This is a genomic window from Streptomyces sp. NPDC022910 (assembly GCF_055561075.1).
In genome coordinates this window covers 1-17,278 of sequence record NZ_JBVHHL010000096.1, presented here as the reverse complement: position 1 = coordinate 17,278, position 17,278 = coordinate 1, and the positions used below count along the sequence as shown (strand labels likewise).

12 protein-coding genes and 3 pseudogenes are annotated in these 17,278 nt (G+C 68.1%); 6 read left to right on the top strand and 9 right to left on the bottom strand.

Annotation, left to right across the window (positions count from 1 at the left end; genetic code table 11):
* Nucleotides 1-586: 586 nt before the first annotated feature.
* Entirely contained in the window at nucleotides 587-1,027 is a 441-nt protein-coding gene (locus ACZ3TS_RS40580) for an SAVMC3_10250 family protein (RefSeq protein ID WP_467627619.1), read from the bottom strand.
* Nucleotides 1,028-1,927: 900 nt separating this feature from the next.
* Here ACZ3TS_RS40580 and ACZ3TS_RS40575 point away from each other — a divergent pair.
* Nucleotides 1,928-3,082, top strand: coding sequence for a glutathione-independent formaldehyde dehydrogenase (locus tag ACZ3TS_RS40575; RefSeq protein WP_351344428.1), 1,155 nt, complete (start codon nucleotides 1,928-1,930; stop codon nucleotides 3,080-3,082).
* 642 nt (nucleotides 3,083-3,724) lie between these two features.
* Here the strand turns inward: ACZ3TS_RS40575 and ACZ3TS_RS40570 are convergent.
* Nucleotides 3,725-4,369 carry a CBS domain-containing protein gene (locus ACZ3TS_RS40570; protein WP_467627617.1) on the bottom strand — a complete coding sequence of 215 codons (645 nt, stop codon included), beginning with the start codon at nucleotides 4,367-4,369 and terminating at the stop codon, nucleotides 3,725-3,727.
* Nucleotides 4,370-4,555: 186 nt separating this feature from the next.
* On the opposite strand from ACZ3TS_RS40570, the gene ACZ3TS_RS40565 reads away from it, so the two are divergent.
* The gene (locus ACZ3TS_RS40565) at nucleotides 4,556-4,699 is read left to right on the top strand and encodes a hypothetical protein (protein WP_467627615.1); all 144 of its coding nucleotides are present in this window, start codon (nucleotides 4,556-4,558) and stop codon (nucleotides 4,697-4,699) included.
* A 96-nt stretch (nucleotides 4,700-4,795) separates the two neighbouring features.
* Here ACZ3TS_RS40565 and ACZ3TS_RS40560 read toward each other — a convergent pair whose 3' ends face one another.
* Together ACZ3TS_RS40560 and ACZ3TS_RS40555 are read right to left on the bottom strand one after the other, a co-directional pair.
* Nucleotides 4,796-6,529, bottom strand: coding sequence for a S8 family serine peptidase (locus tag ACZ3TS_RS40560; protein ID WP_467627612.1), 1,734 nt, complete (start codon nucleotides 6,527-6,529; stop codon nucleotides 4,796-4,798).
* A gap of 131 nt (nucleotides 6,530-6,660) precedes the next feature.
* Nucleotides 6,661-7,110 carry a hypothetical protein gene (locus ACZ3TS_RS40555; RefSeq protein WP_467627610.1) on the bottom strand — a complete coding sequence of 150 codons (450 nt, stop codon included), beginning with the start codon at nucleotides 7,108-7,110 and terminating at the stop codon, nucleotides 6,661-6,663.
* A gap of 451 nt (nucleotides 7,111-7,561) precedes the next feature.
* Between ACZ3TS_RS40555 and ACZ3TS_RS40550 the strand changes: the two are divergent.
* The 3 genes and pseudogenes from ACZ3TS_RS40550 (at nucleotide 7,562) to ACZ3TS_RS40540 (ending at nucleotide 10,053) form a co-directional block, all read left to right on the top strand.
* Nucleotides 7,562-8,838 (top strand): annotated as a pseudogene (locus ACZ3TS_RS40550) (ATP-binding protein).
* Between the two features lie 298 nt (nucleotides 8,839-9,136).
* Nucleotides 9,137-9,310, top strand: coding sequence for a hypothetical protein (locus ACZ3TS_RS40545; RefSeq protein ID WP_467627608.1), 174 nt, complete (start codon nucleotides 9,137-9,139; stop codon nucleotides 9,308-9,310).
* Nucleotides 9,311-9,333: 23 nt separating this feature from the next.
* The gene (locus tag ACZ3TS_RS40540; RefSeq protein WP_467627605.1) at nucleotides 9,334-10,053 is read left to right on the top strand and encodes a DUF2637 domain-containing protein; all 720 of its coding nucleotides are present in this window, start codon (nucleotides 9,334-9,336) and stop codon (nucleotides 10,051-10,053) included.
* Between the two features lie 83 nt (nucleotides 10,054-10,136).
* Here the strand turns inward: ACZ3TS_RS40540 and ACZ3TS_RS40535 are convergent, their stop codons facing one another.
* Complete coding sequence (locus ACZ3TS_RS40535) at nucleotides 10,137-10,523, bottom strand: VOC family protein (protein WP_467627603.1); 387 nt, start codon at nucleotides 10,521-10,523, stop codon at nucleotides 10,137-10,139.
* 137 nt (nucleotides 10,524-10,660) lie between these two features.
* On the bottom strand, nucleotides 10,661-11,701 hold the full coding sequence (locus ACZ3TS_RS40530) for an NAD(P)-dependent alcohol dehydrogenase (protein WP_467627601.1): 1,041 nt from the start codon (nucleotides 11,699-11,701) through the stop codon (nucleotides 10,661-10,663).
* Between the two features lie 167 nt (nucleotides 11,702-11,868).
* Here ACZ3TS_RS40530 and ACZ3TS_RS40525 point away from each other — a divergent pair, with 167 nt between their 5' ends.
* Nucleotides 11,869-12,792 (top strand): helix-turn-helix domain-containing protein, encoded by a 924-nt coding sequence (locus ACZ3TS_RS40525; protein ID WP_467627599.1) that lies wholly within the window; start codon nucleotides 11,869-11,871, stop codon nucleotides 12,790-12,792.
* 12 nt (nucleotides 12,793-12,804) lie between these two features.
* Here the strand turns inward: ACZ3TS_RS40525 and ACZ3TS_RS40520 are convergent.
* The 3 genes and pseudogenes from ACZ3TS_RS40520 to ACZ3TS_RS40510 form a co-directional block, all read right to left on the bottom strand.
* A pseudogene (locus ACZ3TS_RS40520) lies at nucleotides 12,805-13,573 on the bottom strand (globin domain-containing protein).
* 64 nt (nucleotides 13,574-13,637) lie between these two features.
* Nucleotides 13,638-16,931: a S8 family peptidase gene (locus tag ACZ3TS_RS40515; RefSeq protein WP_467627596.1), complete on the bottom strand. Its 3,294-nt coding sequence runs from the start codon at nucleotides 16,929-16,931 to the stop codon at nucleotides 13,638-13,640.
* A gap of 173 nt (nucleotides 16,932-17,104) precedes the next feature.
* A pseudogene (locus ACZ3TS_RS40510) lies at nucleotides 17,105-17,278 on the bottom strand (ABC transporter ATP-binding protein); the annotation flags it as partial.

The following is a 17,278-nucleotide window of genomic DNA, read 5'->3' as shown; positions in this document are numbered from 1 at the left end:
CCCCATACCCACCCCGATCCATCGGATGTGGGCACAACGTTGACTGACGGCCTGTCATTCCAAGGAAACGACCGGTCATTTTGCTAGGAGTCCTAGGTACCCCATTCGAGACGAACTGGGGCCTCCTCGACGGCCGGGGCGGCGGACGGGGCATCGCCGCGTACCTACGCGATAGGTTCCTCAATCTCGGCAGCCGCACCCTCGGCGGCCCGGATCCGGTCGGCCTGCTCCTATCGAATGGCCTGCACGCAGGTGGACAGGGCCCGCAGCTGGCCCATGGTCGGATGGCTTTACTCAGTAGGGCAGGTCGTGTGCGTACTCGACGTACAACGGTGTCGCCACGAGAGCTGGCAGCGGCTCATCGAAGTCGGCACGGCGCGGCGGGACGCTCAGCGTTACGCGCGCGTACCCGCGCATCCAAGCTGCGCTTTCGGGGCTCCTGTTACTCGCACGCATGACACTGTGGATTGCGTAGGGATGAGGACTTTCCAGAGGTGGGTCAGCAGCTATTTGCTCCGCCTCGGGAAGCGGGACACGCCGAAGATCATGCATGACATGGTTAAGGGCGCTTCTGTTCACGCCTAGGTCACGTGGATCGATGGACGCCGCGGGGGGCGTCCATCAGAAGGTGACTGGCGCTGCCATGCAGGAGAAGCGAGAGGCCATCCCGCTCCTGCTCGTCTGCACGAGCCGCCGGGGTGTCCAAGAAGAGGACGGTGTCCCTGCCAATGACGGTGTTGAACGGGGCTTCGAAGTACACCCAGCGTCCCGCCCTGGCCTCCGGGTCCTCGTACCACAGCGCATGTTCTTCGACATGCTTGATCACGCCCGCGAGCCAGTCGGCGCTGCTCGGCTCGTTGCCGCCTTCCGCCAGGCCGACTTCCACGCCGCCACCACCTGCTGGCGTTGACGCGTCCAGCCGGAAGTTGGTGAGCCGACGGCCGATCCGCGTCCGGCGCCGCCCCTCCGGCACGAACTGGCGCAACTTTGCGTCGGACAGGTAGGACAGGTAGACCAATTCCTGCATCGAGCCACCCCCATGTCGAGTGGCACGATCCTGGGGATAGAACCGCGTCGCGCTCTCGGGTTCGCGCCACGGCGCTCTTGGGCGTCACGTCAGAACGGGGCGATCGTGTCGATGCCCGCCCCCGCCCGCTCCGTCCATCTCCGCGTCGTCGCCGTCGCGTCGATGTCGAAAGTGAGCTGCCGCCCGAGCTTGGGTATGTCCACGATCTCCATCGATCCGGAGCAGGACACGAGGACGTGGCCGAACTGGCTCGGCCGATCGGTGGGTCGTGCTGCCACAGACGGCCATTGCTGGGGGCGCTGGCCACCGTCCCCGCGGCGATCTTCCGCTCGCAGGACGGCCACTCAACTCGGGGGTTTCCCCCGTGTGCTTGCTGTACCAAGTCATCGGCCATACAAAGAGGTTACGTAAGCAGGGGTGACCCTCCCCTCGTAGCGTAGAGACCGTGACTGGGTCGGTTCCCGGTCTGGGAACGCGGGTTTGCTGAGGGATCACAGACGGTTCCTCTGGTACGTGAATTCGCTGGTGAGCGCGAGTGTCCGGCGGGCTTCAGCCGTGGTGGAGGGCTTCTTGCACTCGCGGATTTGTGGATGGCCCGGTTGGCTTCCTTGTGCCGCATCGTGGCGGGCTGCAGTTGACATGCCTGACGGGAGTGGAAGGGTTGATGAGTAGGGCGCGGTGGTGGAGCAGCTGGAGCCGTCACCGAAGTGCAGGTAGTGCGAGGCGCAGAGTTACGTCGGTGCGCTGAATGCGGATGCTGCTGTCGTGTCGGTTCTCGTTGCCTGGCTCAGAGGGAACGATGCGCGATTTCCCGTTGGGTAGCGGTGCGTGGCCAGTGATGTCGATCCGGGACAGCCGTCTCGGAGCCACCGTGCGGCGAAGCGATTACAAGGGGCTGTTATGAAGGCGACCGTCTATGAGGGGCCGCGCGCCGTCAGTGTGAAGGATGTACCCGACGCGCGTATCGAACGACCGACCGATGTGCTGGTGAGGATCACCAGCACCAACATCTGTGGTTCGGACCTGCACATGTATGAGGGCCGGACAGACTTCGAGAGGGGCCGGGTCTTCGGTCACGAGAACATGGGCGAAGTGATCGCAGTCGGTGACGGTGTGGACCGGGTGCGGGTCGGGGACCTGGTCTGTTTGCCGTTCAATATCAGTTGCGGCTTCTGCCGGAACTGTGAGAAGGGCCTGACCGCGTTCTGCCTGACCACGCCGGTGGACCCGAAGATGGCCGGCGCCGCCTACGGCTTCGCGGGCATGGGCCCGTACAACGGCGGGCAGGCGGAGCTCCTGCGGGTTCCCTACGGCGACCACAACTGCCTGGTGCTGCCGGAGGAGGCCAGGGAGAAGCAGACCGACTACGTAATGCTCTCGGACATCTTCCCCACCGGCTGGCACTGCACCGAACTCGCCCAGCTGCAGCCCGGCGACACCGTTGCGATATACGGAGCGGGGCCGGTCGGCTTGATGGCCGCACTCTCGGCGAACCTCAAGAGCGCCTCCCAGGTCATGGTCGTGGACCGTCACCCGGACCGCCTCGCCCTGGCCGAGGAGATCGGGGCGATCCCCGTCGACGACTCAAAGGCCTCGCCCGTCGACCAGATCAACGAGCTGACCAACGGTCTGGGAGCGGACCGCGGCTGTGAGTGCGTGGGCTACCAGGCCCATGACCCTCAGGGCCATGAACACCCCAACATGACGCTGAACAACCTGGTGGAGTCGGTGAAGTTCACCGGCACCATCGGCGTGGTCGGCGTCTTCATCCCCCAGGATCCCGGCAGTCCCGACAAGCTCTACCAGCACGGAGAGGTCGCCTTCGACTACGGCCTGTTCTGGATCAAGGGCCAGTCGGTCGGCAACGGGCAGGCCAACGTCAAGGCCTACAACCGTCAGCTGTGCAACCTGATCCAGCAAGGCAAGGCCAAGCCGTCGTGGATCGTCTCCCACGAGCTCCCGCTGGACCAGGCCCCCGAGGCCTACCAGCACTTCGACGCCCGCGACAACGGCTGGACCAAGGTCGTCCTGCACCCCGACGGCGGCACCCGCTGACGTAGCACCGCGAAAGGTGCTGTGGGGTTGTTCGTACGTATACGCCCGCAGATGGATACGTTCACACAAATCGGCGCCACCGGTAAGAAGTTGCTGCCGCTGGCTGTCAAGAACGCTGCGAGCAGCGGACACGGGCACTGAGGTGAGCGAGGCGCTGCGGCGCATCGTGGAGACCCTGGGGGACGACAGCGAGGAAGAAGCAGCTACCGTCCTCAAGGCTCTCGGCGCTCAGAGCAGACGGCACGGGAGCGTGCGGGAGACGCCAAGAACGCCCCTGCCGTCCCCTGGAGGCTCGACAGCTATCCATTCCGCGGTGGAGTGGGCCTGAGGGGCTGAGAGCCTGGGAGAGGCTGCCCTCGGCGGTTGTTGCCGAGAGCGCAGAGTCAGTTGCCGCCGGTAGTGAGCGAACCTGTGGGACGCACGCTGGGGGGCGGCATTGGAACTCAGGCGGCGCACAATCCGAGATCTTGCAGATGATCTGCGGCAACGGCACGGCCGGCACGGGTGTGTCATGCCCGATCGACGCGACACCGGCCGAGGGCTGACATGCGAACGGCACCGGCCCTTGAGGTCTACGACTACGCGACTTGAGCTCCGGGGACCGCCGGCGGACATCCACCGACGAACCTGCCGGACAAACACCTAATCCGGCCGGGCGGCGGCAAGGTGGGCGTCCACCGCGACGACGCCGTCGACGCCCTGGCACAGGCCGACGACCACCGGGAGGAGATCCGGTTCCGGGACGTGGCCCCGCAGGGTGACGGCCCCATCCCGGACCTCGATCGCGACGGTGCCCTCTTCCAAGCCGAGGATGCGCCCCAGGACGTCCTGCTCGACCTCGCCGCGAATCTCCTCGTCGGAGCGGATGAAGGCGTCCAGCAGATCGCTGCGGCTGACGATTCCGGTGAGGAGCCCGTCGTCGCCGACCACCGGCAGCTGCTTGACGTGCCGCCTGCGGAGTTCCCGGGCGGCCCGGGGGATCGTCCAGTCGGCACGGGCCGTGAAGACGGGGCTGCTCATGAGCGCGCCCGCAGTCCGGGCCCGGGCCTTGCCCCACGCGCTCTCGTCATTTCCGTCCTGCCCCTGCGGATCAGGCATTCCGGTCTCGTGCCGCAGCACGTCGGACGAGGACACGACTCCGACGGGGGCGCCCTCGTCGTCGATGACCGGGGCAGCGGCGATGTCGTTCGCGTCCAGCAGGACCGCGATCTCGTGGAACGGTGTGTCAGGGCGGAGGGTGATGACCTCCTCGGTCATCACGTCACCGACCGTGCGGCGGTGCAGCATGACATCGGCCTCCTCCGCTTCGTGAGGGGCGGCGTCCCGGCCTCCGCGGCCGCTCGTCCACGCCGTCTCTCCCTACCCATGACAACACTGGGCCGCTCCGGCGACCAGTGACGTTCGGCCTGGCGGGGCGGGCCGGCGGTTCCCTCGGCCAGGAGTGCGGCCGAGCGCGCGGAAGTTGCTCGGGGCTTGCCGGAGATTCTCCGGCTGGCGCTCGTCGCGGACGAGCCCAGCCACCAGCAGTACCTGGGCAAGAACCCGGCGGGCTGCTGCGGGCTGGGCGGCACGGGTGTGTTCGGCCCCATCGGGGTCGCGAAGTTCTCCGAGGAGTGAGCGACTCGATCCCCAGCGATGTCCGGACACACGGCGGCAAGCCGAACGGCACCCCTCCAGGGACGGGTGCCGTTCTATGTTTGCCGGGGGACGGGTCTAACCGGCCATGGAGGGGATATAGGGCGACAAGGCCGGAGCGAGCTGCACTCCGGGGGCCAGGCCGAGGGCGACGAGAGCGTCGGGCAAGCCGCGTCCGACGCGGGCCGCCTCCACCGTGCCCGGGACGGCCAGCTGGCGGCAGCTGGCGGCGATGATCTCGAACAGGTGCTGCACACGGCCGGGTCCACGGGGCAGCAGCTGGCCGTGGAATTCCTCGTGGTGAGCGAGAACGAGGGCGGCAAGGCCCGCGACGTGGGCCGAGGCCGTACCGGTGCCGTCGAGAGCCGCGTATCCGCTCTGCGGCGCGCAGGACAGGACCGCCACACCGGGGGCGGCCGCGTCGACCCCGGGACCGTAGCAGCTGAACGGAGCAACGAAGAGCCCGTCCGGCGTCAACTGCGGCCCCGAATGGGTGGCTTGGGAAGTGTCCTGCGGATACGAGCCGAAGACTCCCAGCGCCCCCACGGTGAACACGGTGGGCAGCGAGCCCGGGAAGGCGACCGGCCCGCCCGTGTCGCCCGCCGGGGCGACAACGGCAATGCCCGCCGCGTTGGCGTCGGCGAGTTTGCGTGAAACCAGTGCCGACGGGTACGGGGTCGCCACCGCGATGTGAGCGATGTCGACCTCACGTTCGATGCAGCGGTCCAGGGCGGCGATCAGGTCGCTGAAACGCCCGTCGGGCATCACCCGGCAGACGTCGATCTCCGCATCGACCGCGATGCCGATGACGCCCTTGCCGGTGTCCGCCCCGGCGATGATGCCCGCCGCATGGGTACCCGTGCCCATCGTGTCCTGAGCCCATCCCTCTTCCGTGCCGCGTACCAGGTCAATCCCGGAGCGCACCCGTTGCTTCAGATCCGGGTGCTCGGCACTGACGCCCGAACCGATGAGCGCGATCTTGACGCCGAAGGCGCGGAACGTGGGGGGCAGTCGGTCCAGCCGCATGGCCTGCTGGCCCCAGCCGTACTGCTGCCGCCTCTCCAGCTCGGGGTACACCTTGGCCAGCGGGGTCAGGGTGACGACGTTCTCCTGGGTCGCCGACAGGTCGGGGCGATGGATCCAACGGTCCGTGTAACCAGCCTTGGGCCGGATGTACAGGGACTGAACGGACTCTTCGGTTTCCGTCGCCAGCCTGACGGTGACCGTCCCGTCGGCCCCGGTGATGCCCTGACTCGGCCATGTCGCCCCGATCAGGAACACCCCTGCGTCGGCCAGCGGTTCGCCGTCCGGGCCGCAGACGCGCAAGGTGATATCCACGGGTTCCAGCGGCATGACCAGCCCCGGATCACGGAGCGGCAGAATCCCCGGGGTCGGGGCAACGGCGAGTACGGTTCCGGACAGCGGCAGGTCCGGCTCGATGTGCACATGCAGCGACCGCATCGCCGGTACCTGGGCCTCGGCTGCCTCGACGACCGCGATTTCCGGGCAGGAGGGACGCAGCCCCACCGACCGGAGTTTCTCCGACGGCTGGAGTCTGCGGGTCACTTTGACCTCGGGCATCCGGTCCAGCCGGTCACACACCGCGTCCATGCTCAGTTCGGGCACTCCTGGTGGGAGCAGGTGCTGGGGCAGGGGTGTCACCATGTACCGCTCACGGCGCGGCTGCACCGTGAGCGGTGTCTGCGCGCCCTTCTTGCGCTGCCCCGCTTCTCTGCCCTCGGGTCCCGGCCCACCCGCCCCTGCACCCTCGGACCCGCTCTCACGGTTGTTTCCGGGCCTTTCCTTGACCATTGCGTCCACCTTCACCACGCCTACGTCGTAACTTGTGCTTCTGATCCGGAGACGGGCTGCTCGTGCTTCCACGGTGATGCGGTGTGCCCGGGAACCAGTCCGGGGCACACCGCATCCCGCTCTGCCCGGGGTCAGCCGATACCGAAGGGCTGACCCATCTGGCCGAAGCCGAAGCCAGGCTGCTGGTACTGCGGGTTCTGCTGGCCGAACGACTGCTGGCCGAAACCGCCACCCCACTGCTGTTGGCCCTGCTGACTCTGCTGGAGCAGCGTCACGATCGCGGTCGGCAGCGCCTGCTGAACGGACTGCTCAACAGCGCTCCGAATGCCCGTGTGCAGCGTGTGATGCAGCGCGAGAGCGAGGTACGGATGCGCCTGCTGGGCCAGGCCCTGCTGCTGAAGCTGCTGCTGGACCTGCTGGATCTGCTGCAGCGTCTGCTGCATTCGCTGCGCGACCTGCTGGCTCGCCTGCTGACAGGCTTGCTGGATCGCCTGCTGGACGATCTGCGCCATCTGCGGCTGCTGCCCGGCGATCTGCTGGCCGAACTGCTGCAGGGGTTGGGTACCGGTCATCACCGACATGAATGCTCCATTCGCACCATGAGGAAGCCGACATAGGGATCTATGCGGGCCTTATCGGGAGATTCCGACATCCCTGAAACTAAGTTGGTGTCGACCCGACCGCAATCGGAGGGCCACCCCACGTGATTGCCCGGCACATCCGAACGCCGGCTCGAACAGTGGACGGTTCGCCCGGCCGCCCCGGGGACGCGGGGCCCGCGAGATCGCCGTCGAACGCGGCGACCATCCAAGGGCCGAGACTCGCTCCGACGGGGATCGAGCCGCCAACCGAGCGAACACCACCGCCCCGGCTCGGATGCCGTGAGCAAGAGGCGTCGGTCTGGAGGACCGGTGCGGCCGGGCCGTGGCCCCGGATCATGGAGGTCGGGGCTGGGGCGGCGGCCCGCGCGGTCGGCAGTCGACGGGCCGGCGGGAGAAGATGAGAACTCCCGGACCGGGCGAGGTGGTGGCCATGCCCGCATGGCATCTGCGCGACTATCACGACGACGACCTTGACCAGGCGATCGAGATCTGGGACCAGAGCCGTCAGCCCGGTGAGCGCCCCGTCTTCCCTGTGTCCGAGGTGATGGCCGCGGCGGAGAGCGGTCAGACGGCGGTGGTCGCGGTCGTCGGCGACGAACTGGTGGGCGTCGCGGTGGCGCAGGCGCGCGGCAAACGAGCGTGGGTCCTCCTGGTGGCGCTCGCCTCCCGCTGGCGCGAGCGCGGGATCGGCAGCGCCCTCCTCGCCGAGCTGGAACGGCGTCTGCGGGAGCTGGGCGTGCGGCGCATCAGCGCCGCAATGCCCGCCCACGCCGCCGGGACGAAGGCCCTGGAGCACTCCGGTTATCTGTCCCGTGACGGCCTGACCTACTACGAGAAACTCGAGCCGCAGGAAACCGCCAACGCCGACGTCCTCAGGGCACTGGGCGGTCGCATGCTTCCCGATGGGCTCTGGGGCGCCATGGCGGGTATGGAGCGGGAGAAGCAGGTCGTCGAGCGCCGGATCGTACTCCCGCTGACCGAGCCGGCGCCGGCCGACCGCTACGGCGTCGCCCCGCCGAAGGCGGTCATCCTGTTCGGTCCGCCCGGGACCGGGAAGACCAGCTTCGCCAAGGCGGTGGCCTGCGGCTCACCTGGCCGTTCGTGGAGCTCTTCCCGTCCCGGCTCGCGGCCGACACGAGTGAGGGGCTGGCCGTTGCGCTGCGGGAGGCGTTCGCGGACCTGGCGGAGCTGGACTCGGTGCTGCTCTTCATCGACGAGGTCGAGGAGATCGCCGGCACGCGGTCCGGACAGGCCGTCGACCCCGGGCACGGGGTGACCAACGAGTTGCTCAAGTTCATCCCGAGCTTCCGTGAGCACGACGCGCGGCTGCTGACCTGCGCCACGAACTCCGTCCGCTCTCTCGACGCGGCGTTTCTGCGGCCGGGCCGGTTCGACTACGTCATCCCGATCGGACCGCCGAACCCCACCGCGCGCGCAGCCATCTGGACCCGTTATCTCAGGGGCGCCACGGACTCGGTGGATCTTGCCCGACTGGTGGAGGCCAGCGAGCTGTTCACCCCGGCCGACATCGAGTTCGCCGCCCGCAAGGGGGCACAGGCGGCCTTCGAACGCGAAATCACGCATCGTCGGGGCGGATCGGCCACCACGGAGGACTACATGGCCGCCATCACCGACACCCGGCCGACGCTCACCGCGCGGGCGATCGAGGAGTTCACGGAGGACATCGAGAAGTACAGCCGGCTCTGAGGCGGCACTGCGGCCGCGTCGAGGGCCGATTCCGGTGTCCATCCCGTCGGGAGGACGACCGATGACCACCTCTAACGGGAAGCGCTCTCTATCAGCAGTACGCGCACAGGATTCCGGCCGGCCACTGATACACGGGGCCCGTCACACAGAGTGAAATCCTATTCACTGAAATATGGCTGCACGCATTTTCTGACTTACGTCCGCCTCATACGGTCATCGGACTGCCGGAACGATTCTTCAAGGACTCATTCCCCCGAATGCCGGATAGCTTCCGCCGTATGGCGCTCGTTAGGTGATCGTGACTTGGAACGAACCGGAAGATCAGATCCCCGGCGGAAGCGGAGCCGTTTGGCACGACGCGGCCGGCGGCGAGGCGCTCCTCAAGGGTTGTTCAGACCTACTTGAAGATTTTCTCAAGAAGATCGGCGACATGGAAAGCGAATACCTGCGCGCTCTCGATGGAGCGTCCTGAGCGAGGCCGCGGAGGAGCTGAGAATGGACAGGCTTCAAGGTGAGCCAAGTCTCTACGACATTCAGTTCGCCCTGAGAACCGACTACGACGGCCTCGGGCAGCATTCCTACAATGTTGATCCGCTCGAGGAACATCGCGTCTGGAGCGCGCCCGGCCCGGACATCGCGCCGAACGGCTGGGATCCGGACGAAGAGCTGGCCCAGATGCTGTCCACCGCCTCCAGCGTGGACCCTGCTCCGCCCCCGCTGTACGGGCAGCACCGCCACAGGATCGACCGACGGCGCCCCCGCACCGGAGCGCACATTCTCGACAGCGGCCAGAAAATCACCCCTGTCACGATCCTGGTCGCCACCATCGCCGCCTGCGCGGTGGCCATGCTCGGCTGGTCCGTCGCCTATTCATACAATCAGCTCCGCGCCATTGCCGCGACGGTGCTTCCGGCACCCCTTGCGCAATGGTGGCCGCTGACCGTGTACGGACCGTGGCTCGTGGCGGCTCTCTCCATCCTGCGGGCGTCCTTTCAGCACCGGACCGCCCGGCGATCATGGGGCGTCATCCTGGTCGCCTCCGCCACGGCGGTGGCGCTGTGCATCAGCCACTCATCGTATTCCGTGCTCTCGATGGTGATCGTCGGAATTCCCCCGATCACCGCGCTGGTGTGTTTCCGGGAACTCGTCGGCCAGGTGTCCTGCAAATACCGCCCCAGGCATGCCGCGCCCGGCAAAGAACAGTCCGGCGGCTGATACGAAGACGTGAACCGCTGGTGGGCCGCCGTCTTGCTGTCCGGCGGCCCACCAGCCGTGTGCGCACGCGAGGTACGGGGAAATCAGTCCCCGCCGCTCCCGTACGGCCTCGTCAGGATCTCGAGGTTGTGTCCGTTCGGATCGTCGAAGTACGCTCCACGCCCACCGTCGTTGTGGTTGATCTCGCCGGCGCGGTGGTGGTACGGATCCGCCCAGTACGTCAGGCCTGCCTCGCGGACGCGGGCGAAGATCGCGTCGAAGTCGTCCTCGGAGACCAGGAACGCGTAGTGCTGCGGGGTTATCGAACCATCCGTGTCCATGTAGTCCAGCGTCACGCCGTTCGCGATCTCCACCGGGATGAACGGGCCGAACGGCGGGGCCACCTCCACCCCCAGCAGATCGGCGAGGAACCGTGCGGACGCCTGCTTGTCGTGCGCGGCGACGATCGTGTGATTGAGCTCTACAGCCATCGGTCGGGCCTCCTGTCCCCTGGGTGCCAAGACCGCTTTCCACGCTACCGCCGGGGCGGGAAACAGGGGGACGCGCACCGTCTCACCGACGCCGTGAGGCGGCCGCGGGGCCACCTCACGGCGTCGTCACCGGATCCTCAGATCGTGGCCGCGTCGATCACGAACCGGTACCGCACATCGCTGCCGAGCACCCGCTCGTACGCCTCGTTGATCTCGGACGCGCTGATCAGCTCGATCTCGGCGCCGATGCCGTGCTCGGCGCAGAAGTCCAGCATCTCCTGGGTCTCGCGGATGCCGCCGATGCCGGAGCCGGCGAGGGTCTTGCGACCCGAGATCACCGAGAACAGGTTGAACGAGATGGGCTCCTCGGGCGCGCCCACGTTCACCAGCGCACCGTCCGTCTTCAGCAGCGACAGGAACGCGCCGAAGTCCAACGGCGCCGACACGGTCGAAACGATCAGGTCGAACGTGCCACGCAGCTGCTCGAAGGTCTTCGGGTCGCTGGTGGCGTGGTAGTGGTCGGCGCCCAGCTTCAGCCCGTCGTCCTTCTTGCGCAGGGACTGGGAGAGCACGGTCACCTCGGCGCCCATCGCGTGCGCGAGCTTGACGCCCATGTGGCCGAGACCGCCCAGCCCGACGACCGCGACCTTCTTGCCGGGGCCTGCGTTCCAGTGCCGCAGCGGGGAGTACGTGGTGATGCCCGCGCACAGCAGCGGGGCGGCCTCGTCGAGCGAGAGACCGTCCGGAATGCGCACGGTGAAGTTCTCGTCCACGACGATCTTCTGCGAGTAACCGCCGTAGGTGGGCTCGCCGTTCTTGTCGAGGGCGTTGTACGTGCCGACGTTGCCCTTGAGGCAGTACTGCTCCAGGCCCGCCCGGCAGTTCTCGCACTCGCGGCAGGAGTCGACCATGCAGCCGACGCCCACACGGTCGCCGACCTCGAACTTGGTCACACCGGAGCCGACCGCGGAGACGACGCCCGCGATCTCGTGCCCCGGAACCATCGGGAAGATCGCCTCGCCCCAGCCCTCACGGGCCTGGTGGATGTCCGAGTGGCAGATGCCGGCGAACTTGATGTCGATCAGCACGTCGAACTCGCCCACCTCGCGGCGCTCGATCGTGGTGCGCTCGAGCGGAGCCTTGGCGGCGGGTGCGGCGTACGCAGCAACGGTGGTCATGCCGGTTTCTCCTTGGGGAGTCGTGTGCCCGGCTGCCTTCTGCCGGGCACGGCGTCCAGCCTGCCGTACGGCAGCGGGTTCACCCAGGCCACGGCTCCGCCTACGCCCAGCGGTCCTACCACTGGCGGGGTCAGGCTCATGGGCGTACGACCGGGAATACTGGACGTATGGACGTAACCCCCCACTCCGTACAGGCGCCCGCCACGGGAGCCGGTCAGGCCCTGGACCGGCGCGCCGAGCTCAGCGAGTTCCTGCGCACCCGGCGGGCCCGGCTCAAGCCGGAGGACGTGGGGCTGCCGGACTTCGGCCGGCATCGGCGGGTGCCGGGGCTGCGGCGCGAGGAGCTGGCGCAGCTGGCCGGTGTGTCGGTGGCGTACTACACGCGTCTGGAGCAGGGCAACGGACGGAACGTGTCCGGGGAGGTACTCGACGCCATCGCCCGCGCATTGCGGCTGAGCGACGCGGAGCACGCGCATCTGACGCACCTCGCCAAGCCGAAGGCGCACAAGAAGAAGCCGTCGGCGCGGTCGCAGCAGGTGCGCTCCCCGCTGCGTCAGCTGCTGGACTCCTTCGACGGCGTCCCGGCCTACATCGTGGGACGGCGCTCGGAGGTCCTCGCGTGGAACCGGATGGCAGCGGCCGTCTTCGGGGACTGGTCGCAGCTGCCGCAACAGGAGCGGAACTGGGCGCGCATGGTGTTCCTGCGGCCCGAGTACCACGATCTGTTCGTGGACTGGGAGCAGAAGGCGATCGACATCGTGTGCCAGCTGCGGTACGAGGCGGGGTGCTACCCGGACGATCCACGGCTTTCGGCGCTCGTCGGGGAGCTGTCGGTGAAGAGCGAGGACTTCCGGCGGCTGTGGGCGACGCACGACGTCAAGGAGAAGAGCCACGGCCTGAAGCTGTTGCGGCATCCCCTGGTGGGCGATCTGGCGCTGCAGTTCGAGTCGTTCAGGCCGCCGGACGACGGTGAGCTGGCGCTGGTGACGTACCACGCCGAGCCGGGATCCGAGTCGGCGGAGGCGCTGCGGCTGCTGGCGAGCTGGGGCACGGACGCCACCCGCGCGGGCACGCCCGCGCCCCGCCCCTGAGGGCGGCCATCGTCACGGTCGGTACGGCGGCGCGGCCCCCCACGTCCACTTCGGGACCGGCTGCTCCGCCGGGGGCCTGGCGGCCGGGCCGGAGTAGTACAGCGCGAGCCGCGAGCCCCACTCCACGTACGCCAGGAACGCCGAACGGTCTCCGCGTCCGTCGGGAGGCCCGCGACATCCGCGGCGTCCTGGATGAGGTCGACCCAGCGCCGGCGCTGGGGCTCGGTGATGTTCTTGCCGAGGTGTTTGGCGACCATGTGGCCGTGGCCGCCCTGGGTCTCGGAGTAGGCGGGCGGGCCGCCAAAGACCTCCCCCAGCCACAGCGCGACGTGCTGGGCGTGCTCGGGGGCGAGCCCCTCGAACAACGGCGCGAGCAGCTCGTCCTTGAGCACCTTGTCGTAGAAGATCTCCGTCAGGCGGGAGAAGGCTTCGGCGCCGCCCGCCCAGTCGTAGAGGGCGGGGCTCGAGAGCCGGTGCCGCGGACGGTGGTCGGTTTGTAGTGGCGCATCTCCTCGATGTCGTCGACGTACGAGCCGATCTCCGCGAAGAACGCGGGGGACTGCTCGGACGTGCGGAAGCCCTCGAGGTGGTCTTTCGAAGACGTCCAGGTGATGCGCAGGATGTAGTGCTCGAAGTCGTCCTCGCAACGCGCCAGTTCGTAGTCGACGCACTGCGGTGCCGCCGCGAGCTGGACCGCGGCGCGGGTGTGGGCGGCCAGGAACTCGGCCGACCGCTGCTCGGGAACGCGGTACCGGATGTACTCGACGGTGTGAGCGGTCATGGACTCACGGAAGCACGGACGGCCCGCCGGAAGCTGTGCTTCCGGCGGGCCGTCCGCTACCGGCTCACTTGCCGTAGAACGCGTTGTAGATCGAGATCGTCGACTTGTTGCCCTTCTTGTCGGCGATCTTGGCGTGGAACGAGAGGCCCTCGCCCTTCTTCGGGTTCCTGTAGGTGATCTTGCCGTTCTTGACCGTCAGCTTGGTCCAGGTCTTGCCGTAGTCGTACGACACCCACACCCCGAGCGACTGCAGGTTACGGCCCGCGGCCGAGCCCTGGACGGTGACCGGGATCGTGACCTTCTTGCCGGCCTCGACGCGGCTGTCCAGGCCGGTGGTCGCGCCGAAGCGGACCGAGGAGGTGGGCAGCTTGGCGCTGTTCACCTTCTTGGACTTGAACGTCCAGCTCGCGTCGATGCGGGTGGACGCCGCGGCGACCTTCACACTGCGGATGACCGAGGTCGTCAGCTTGTACGAGGCTTCGCCGGACGGGACCTTGAAGGTCTTGGCGCCGAACAGCGGGTCGTCGTTCGAGCCGACCTTGGTACTGCCCCGGTACAGCGTCGTCTTGACCGACATGAAGTCCGAGGATCCGGCGTGCGTCTGACCGTCGGCGAACAGCGGCAGATAGCCGTAGATCTCGTTGCCGTTGCGGAAGATGCCGTAGTCGGAGCTGACCCGCGGCCCGAACACGGCCGTGTTGAAGGTCTTGGTGTAGCTCTTGCCCGCCTTGAAGGTCTGCGGATCACCGAGCGTGTAGTACGCCTCCGCGACCGGGAAGCCCTGCGTGTCCTTCTTGCCCCCGTACTGCGAGAAGTCGAGCGTCCACTGCACGGCGTCGCCGGTCGACACGTACAACGTGCGCGTGCTGCGCAGCTTCTGCTCGACCGGGGTGTTGAAGCCGAAGTCGGTCGGCAGGAGGGCGTAGGCGCCGACCGCACCGGTCTTCCCGCTCGACGGGGACCCGAGGTTCACCTTCAGCGTGGCCAGGTCGCCCGCCTTGTAGTGGTGGACGTGCGCGCCCTCGAGCTTCTTGACGTCGGCGCCGGTGAACACGTCGTACTCGGCGGCCTCGCCCTTGGTCCACTGACCGAACCAGGTCTGGGACAGACCCGAGGTGACCGCCGGACCGACGTGCGCCACCCTCAGGTCCTGGAAGGAGGGCACGAAGATGCCGCCGCCGATGCCCGCCGGGTCGTACGCATAGGAGACCATCGCGGACAGCGGCTTGGCCGCGGCGTCCGGCACGGTGATGTCGGCAGCCCGGGCCTTGGTCAGGTCCAGAGTGACCGTGGTGTCCTTGGTGACGCTCAGCTTGGGCTGGACCAGCCAGTCGAGACCGCCCTCGAGGGAGGTGGGGTCCTTCAGCGAGACGGAGTCCAGCAGATACGTGCCCCTGGGCACGCGGACGGTCGCGGTGTTCGCCGAGCTCTGCGAGAAGTAGTCCCGGCCGGTGGTGCCCGAGGCGTCGATCAGGTCGGTCAGGTGGACGGGCGTCTGACCGTCACGGTTGACGTACTTCAGGGTGACGTCGTACGACTCCACCTCGCGCTCCACGGCCGCGGCCGTCCGCACGCTCTGGCCGCCGCCGGTCGCCGTGACGTACGCCGAGTAGGCGCCGTTGGTGCTGCCGCCGAGCTTGGAGTTGACGCTCACCGGCACCGAGGCGGTGCCGCCCGCCGGGACGGTGACGGTCTTCGCGCCGAGCGTGAAGAAGCCGGACGGCGCGGCTTGGCCCTTGGGGTTGGTGGCCGTCAGCGAGAGCGACAGGGTGACATCGGTCTTGCCGAGGTTGCGGTACGTCAGCTGCTTGGTGACCGGCGTGTCGTCGGTGTGCGGCCACTGTGCGATGTCGAAGCTCACGGACGACGGGTCGGCGAGCACGGTCTGCTTGATCGCCTTGTCCACCGCGATCCGGCCCGAACCCTGCTGGAACGGTGTGTACTTGCCGCCCTTCGCGGAGCCCGTCAGCGCGGACTTCAGCTCGGCGAACGTCCAGTCGGGGTGCTCCTGCTTGAGGATGGCGGCGGCGCCCGCGACATGTGGGGTCGCCATCGACGTACCCGAGATGGTCAGGTAGCCGGCCGGCTTCTCGCCGACCTCCTTGTCGATGAGACTGCCCGGGGCCGCGGCGGCGGTGATGTCCACGCCGGGCGCGGTGACGTCGGGCTTGATGGAGCCGTCGAGGCCCGGGCCGCGGCTGGAGAAGGACGCCAGCTTGTCGTTGTCGTCGACGGCGCCGACCGTGAGCGCGTCGGCCGCGCTGCCCGGGGAGCCGACGGTCTGGTCGCCGTATTCGCCGTCGTTGCCCGCGGCGATGGCGAAGAGGATGCCCTTCTGCTCGGAGAGCTTGTTCACCTCGGCTTCGAGCGGGTCGATCTCGGGCGTGTCGGTGCCGCCCAGGCTCAGGTTGACGATGTCGGCGCCCTGCTGGGCGGCCCACTCCATGCCTGCGAGGATGCCGGAGTCGTCGCCGTATCCGTCGTCGTCCAGGACCTTGCCGCTGAGGATCTTCGCGCCGGGCGCGACGCCCTTGTACTTGCCGCTCGACTTCGCGCCGGTGCCGGCCACGATGGACGCCACATGCGTGCCGTGGCCGACCTTGTCGTCGGCGGTGGCGGCGGTCGAGAAGTTCTTGGCCTCGATCACCTGCCCCTTGAGGTCCGGGTGGTCGGCGTAGACACCCGTGTCCAGCACGGCGACCTTGACGCCCTTGCCGTCGTACCCCGCGGCCCAGGCCTTGGGGGCGCCGATCTGCGGAACCGACTTGTCGAGGCTGGCCTTGCGGACGCCGTCGAGCCAGACGTGCGCAATGCCGGCGGCGGCGGTGTCGCCGTTGGTGACGGCCTTCCACAGCTCGGCCGCGTCCCGCTGAGGCGTCTGCACCGCGTCCGCGTTCAGGGACTTGAGGGTGCGGCGGAGCGTGCCCGCCTCGCGGACGTCCGCCTTCGCGGAGCTCGCCGTGCCCTGGTAGCCGACGATGACCTTCAGACCGTTCCTCTGGTCCTTGCGGGTCCGGGACGTGTTGAGTCCGGTGACATCGAACAGACGCCGGTCGAGCTTTCCGCCGGCGATCAGGGCGGCCGCGTCGGCCGGCACCACGTAGGTGTGCCCCTCGGCCTTGCGGACCTGAACCGGAACGTTTTCGCGGCCCTTGGCCCGCTCGAGCCCGACGACCCGGCCCTTGGCGTCGACGACGACGCGGTCACCGGTTATCAGGGTGATGCGGTGCCCGGCCGTGAGACCGGTGGCGGCCTTGCCTGCCGCGGCCTCGGGCTTCGCCGACGCCGGGCTGGTCATTCCCGCCGCCAGCGCCACGGCGGCCGCCGTGGCCACGGTCGCCGCGCATGCTCTTTTCACTTGTCTGCGCAAAACTCCCCCTGCACGTGAGGTACCGGGCGAATTCCCCGTTCACCCGGCCGGGGACAGTCCCGTACACACGCACGTCAACCCCCCGGAGTACGCAGTATGCCGGGGGGTGATCAGTGCCTCAATAGAGTTGTGGATAACGAGTTGGCGCGGCGAGCGCGGTCTTACGAGGCCGCGTTCTCCTTGACCGTGATCCTGCCCTTGCGGATGGTCGCGAGGCGCGGCGCCTTCTTCGCGATCGTGGAGTCGTGGGTGACCATGATGAAGGTCAGTCCGTGCTCCTTCCACATGCGTTCGAGCACGTCCATGATCTCGTCGCGCATCGACTCGTCGAGGTT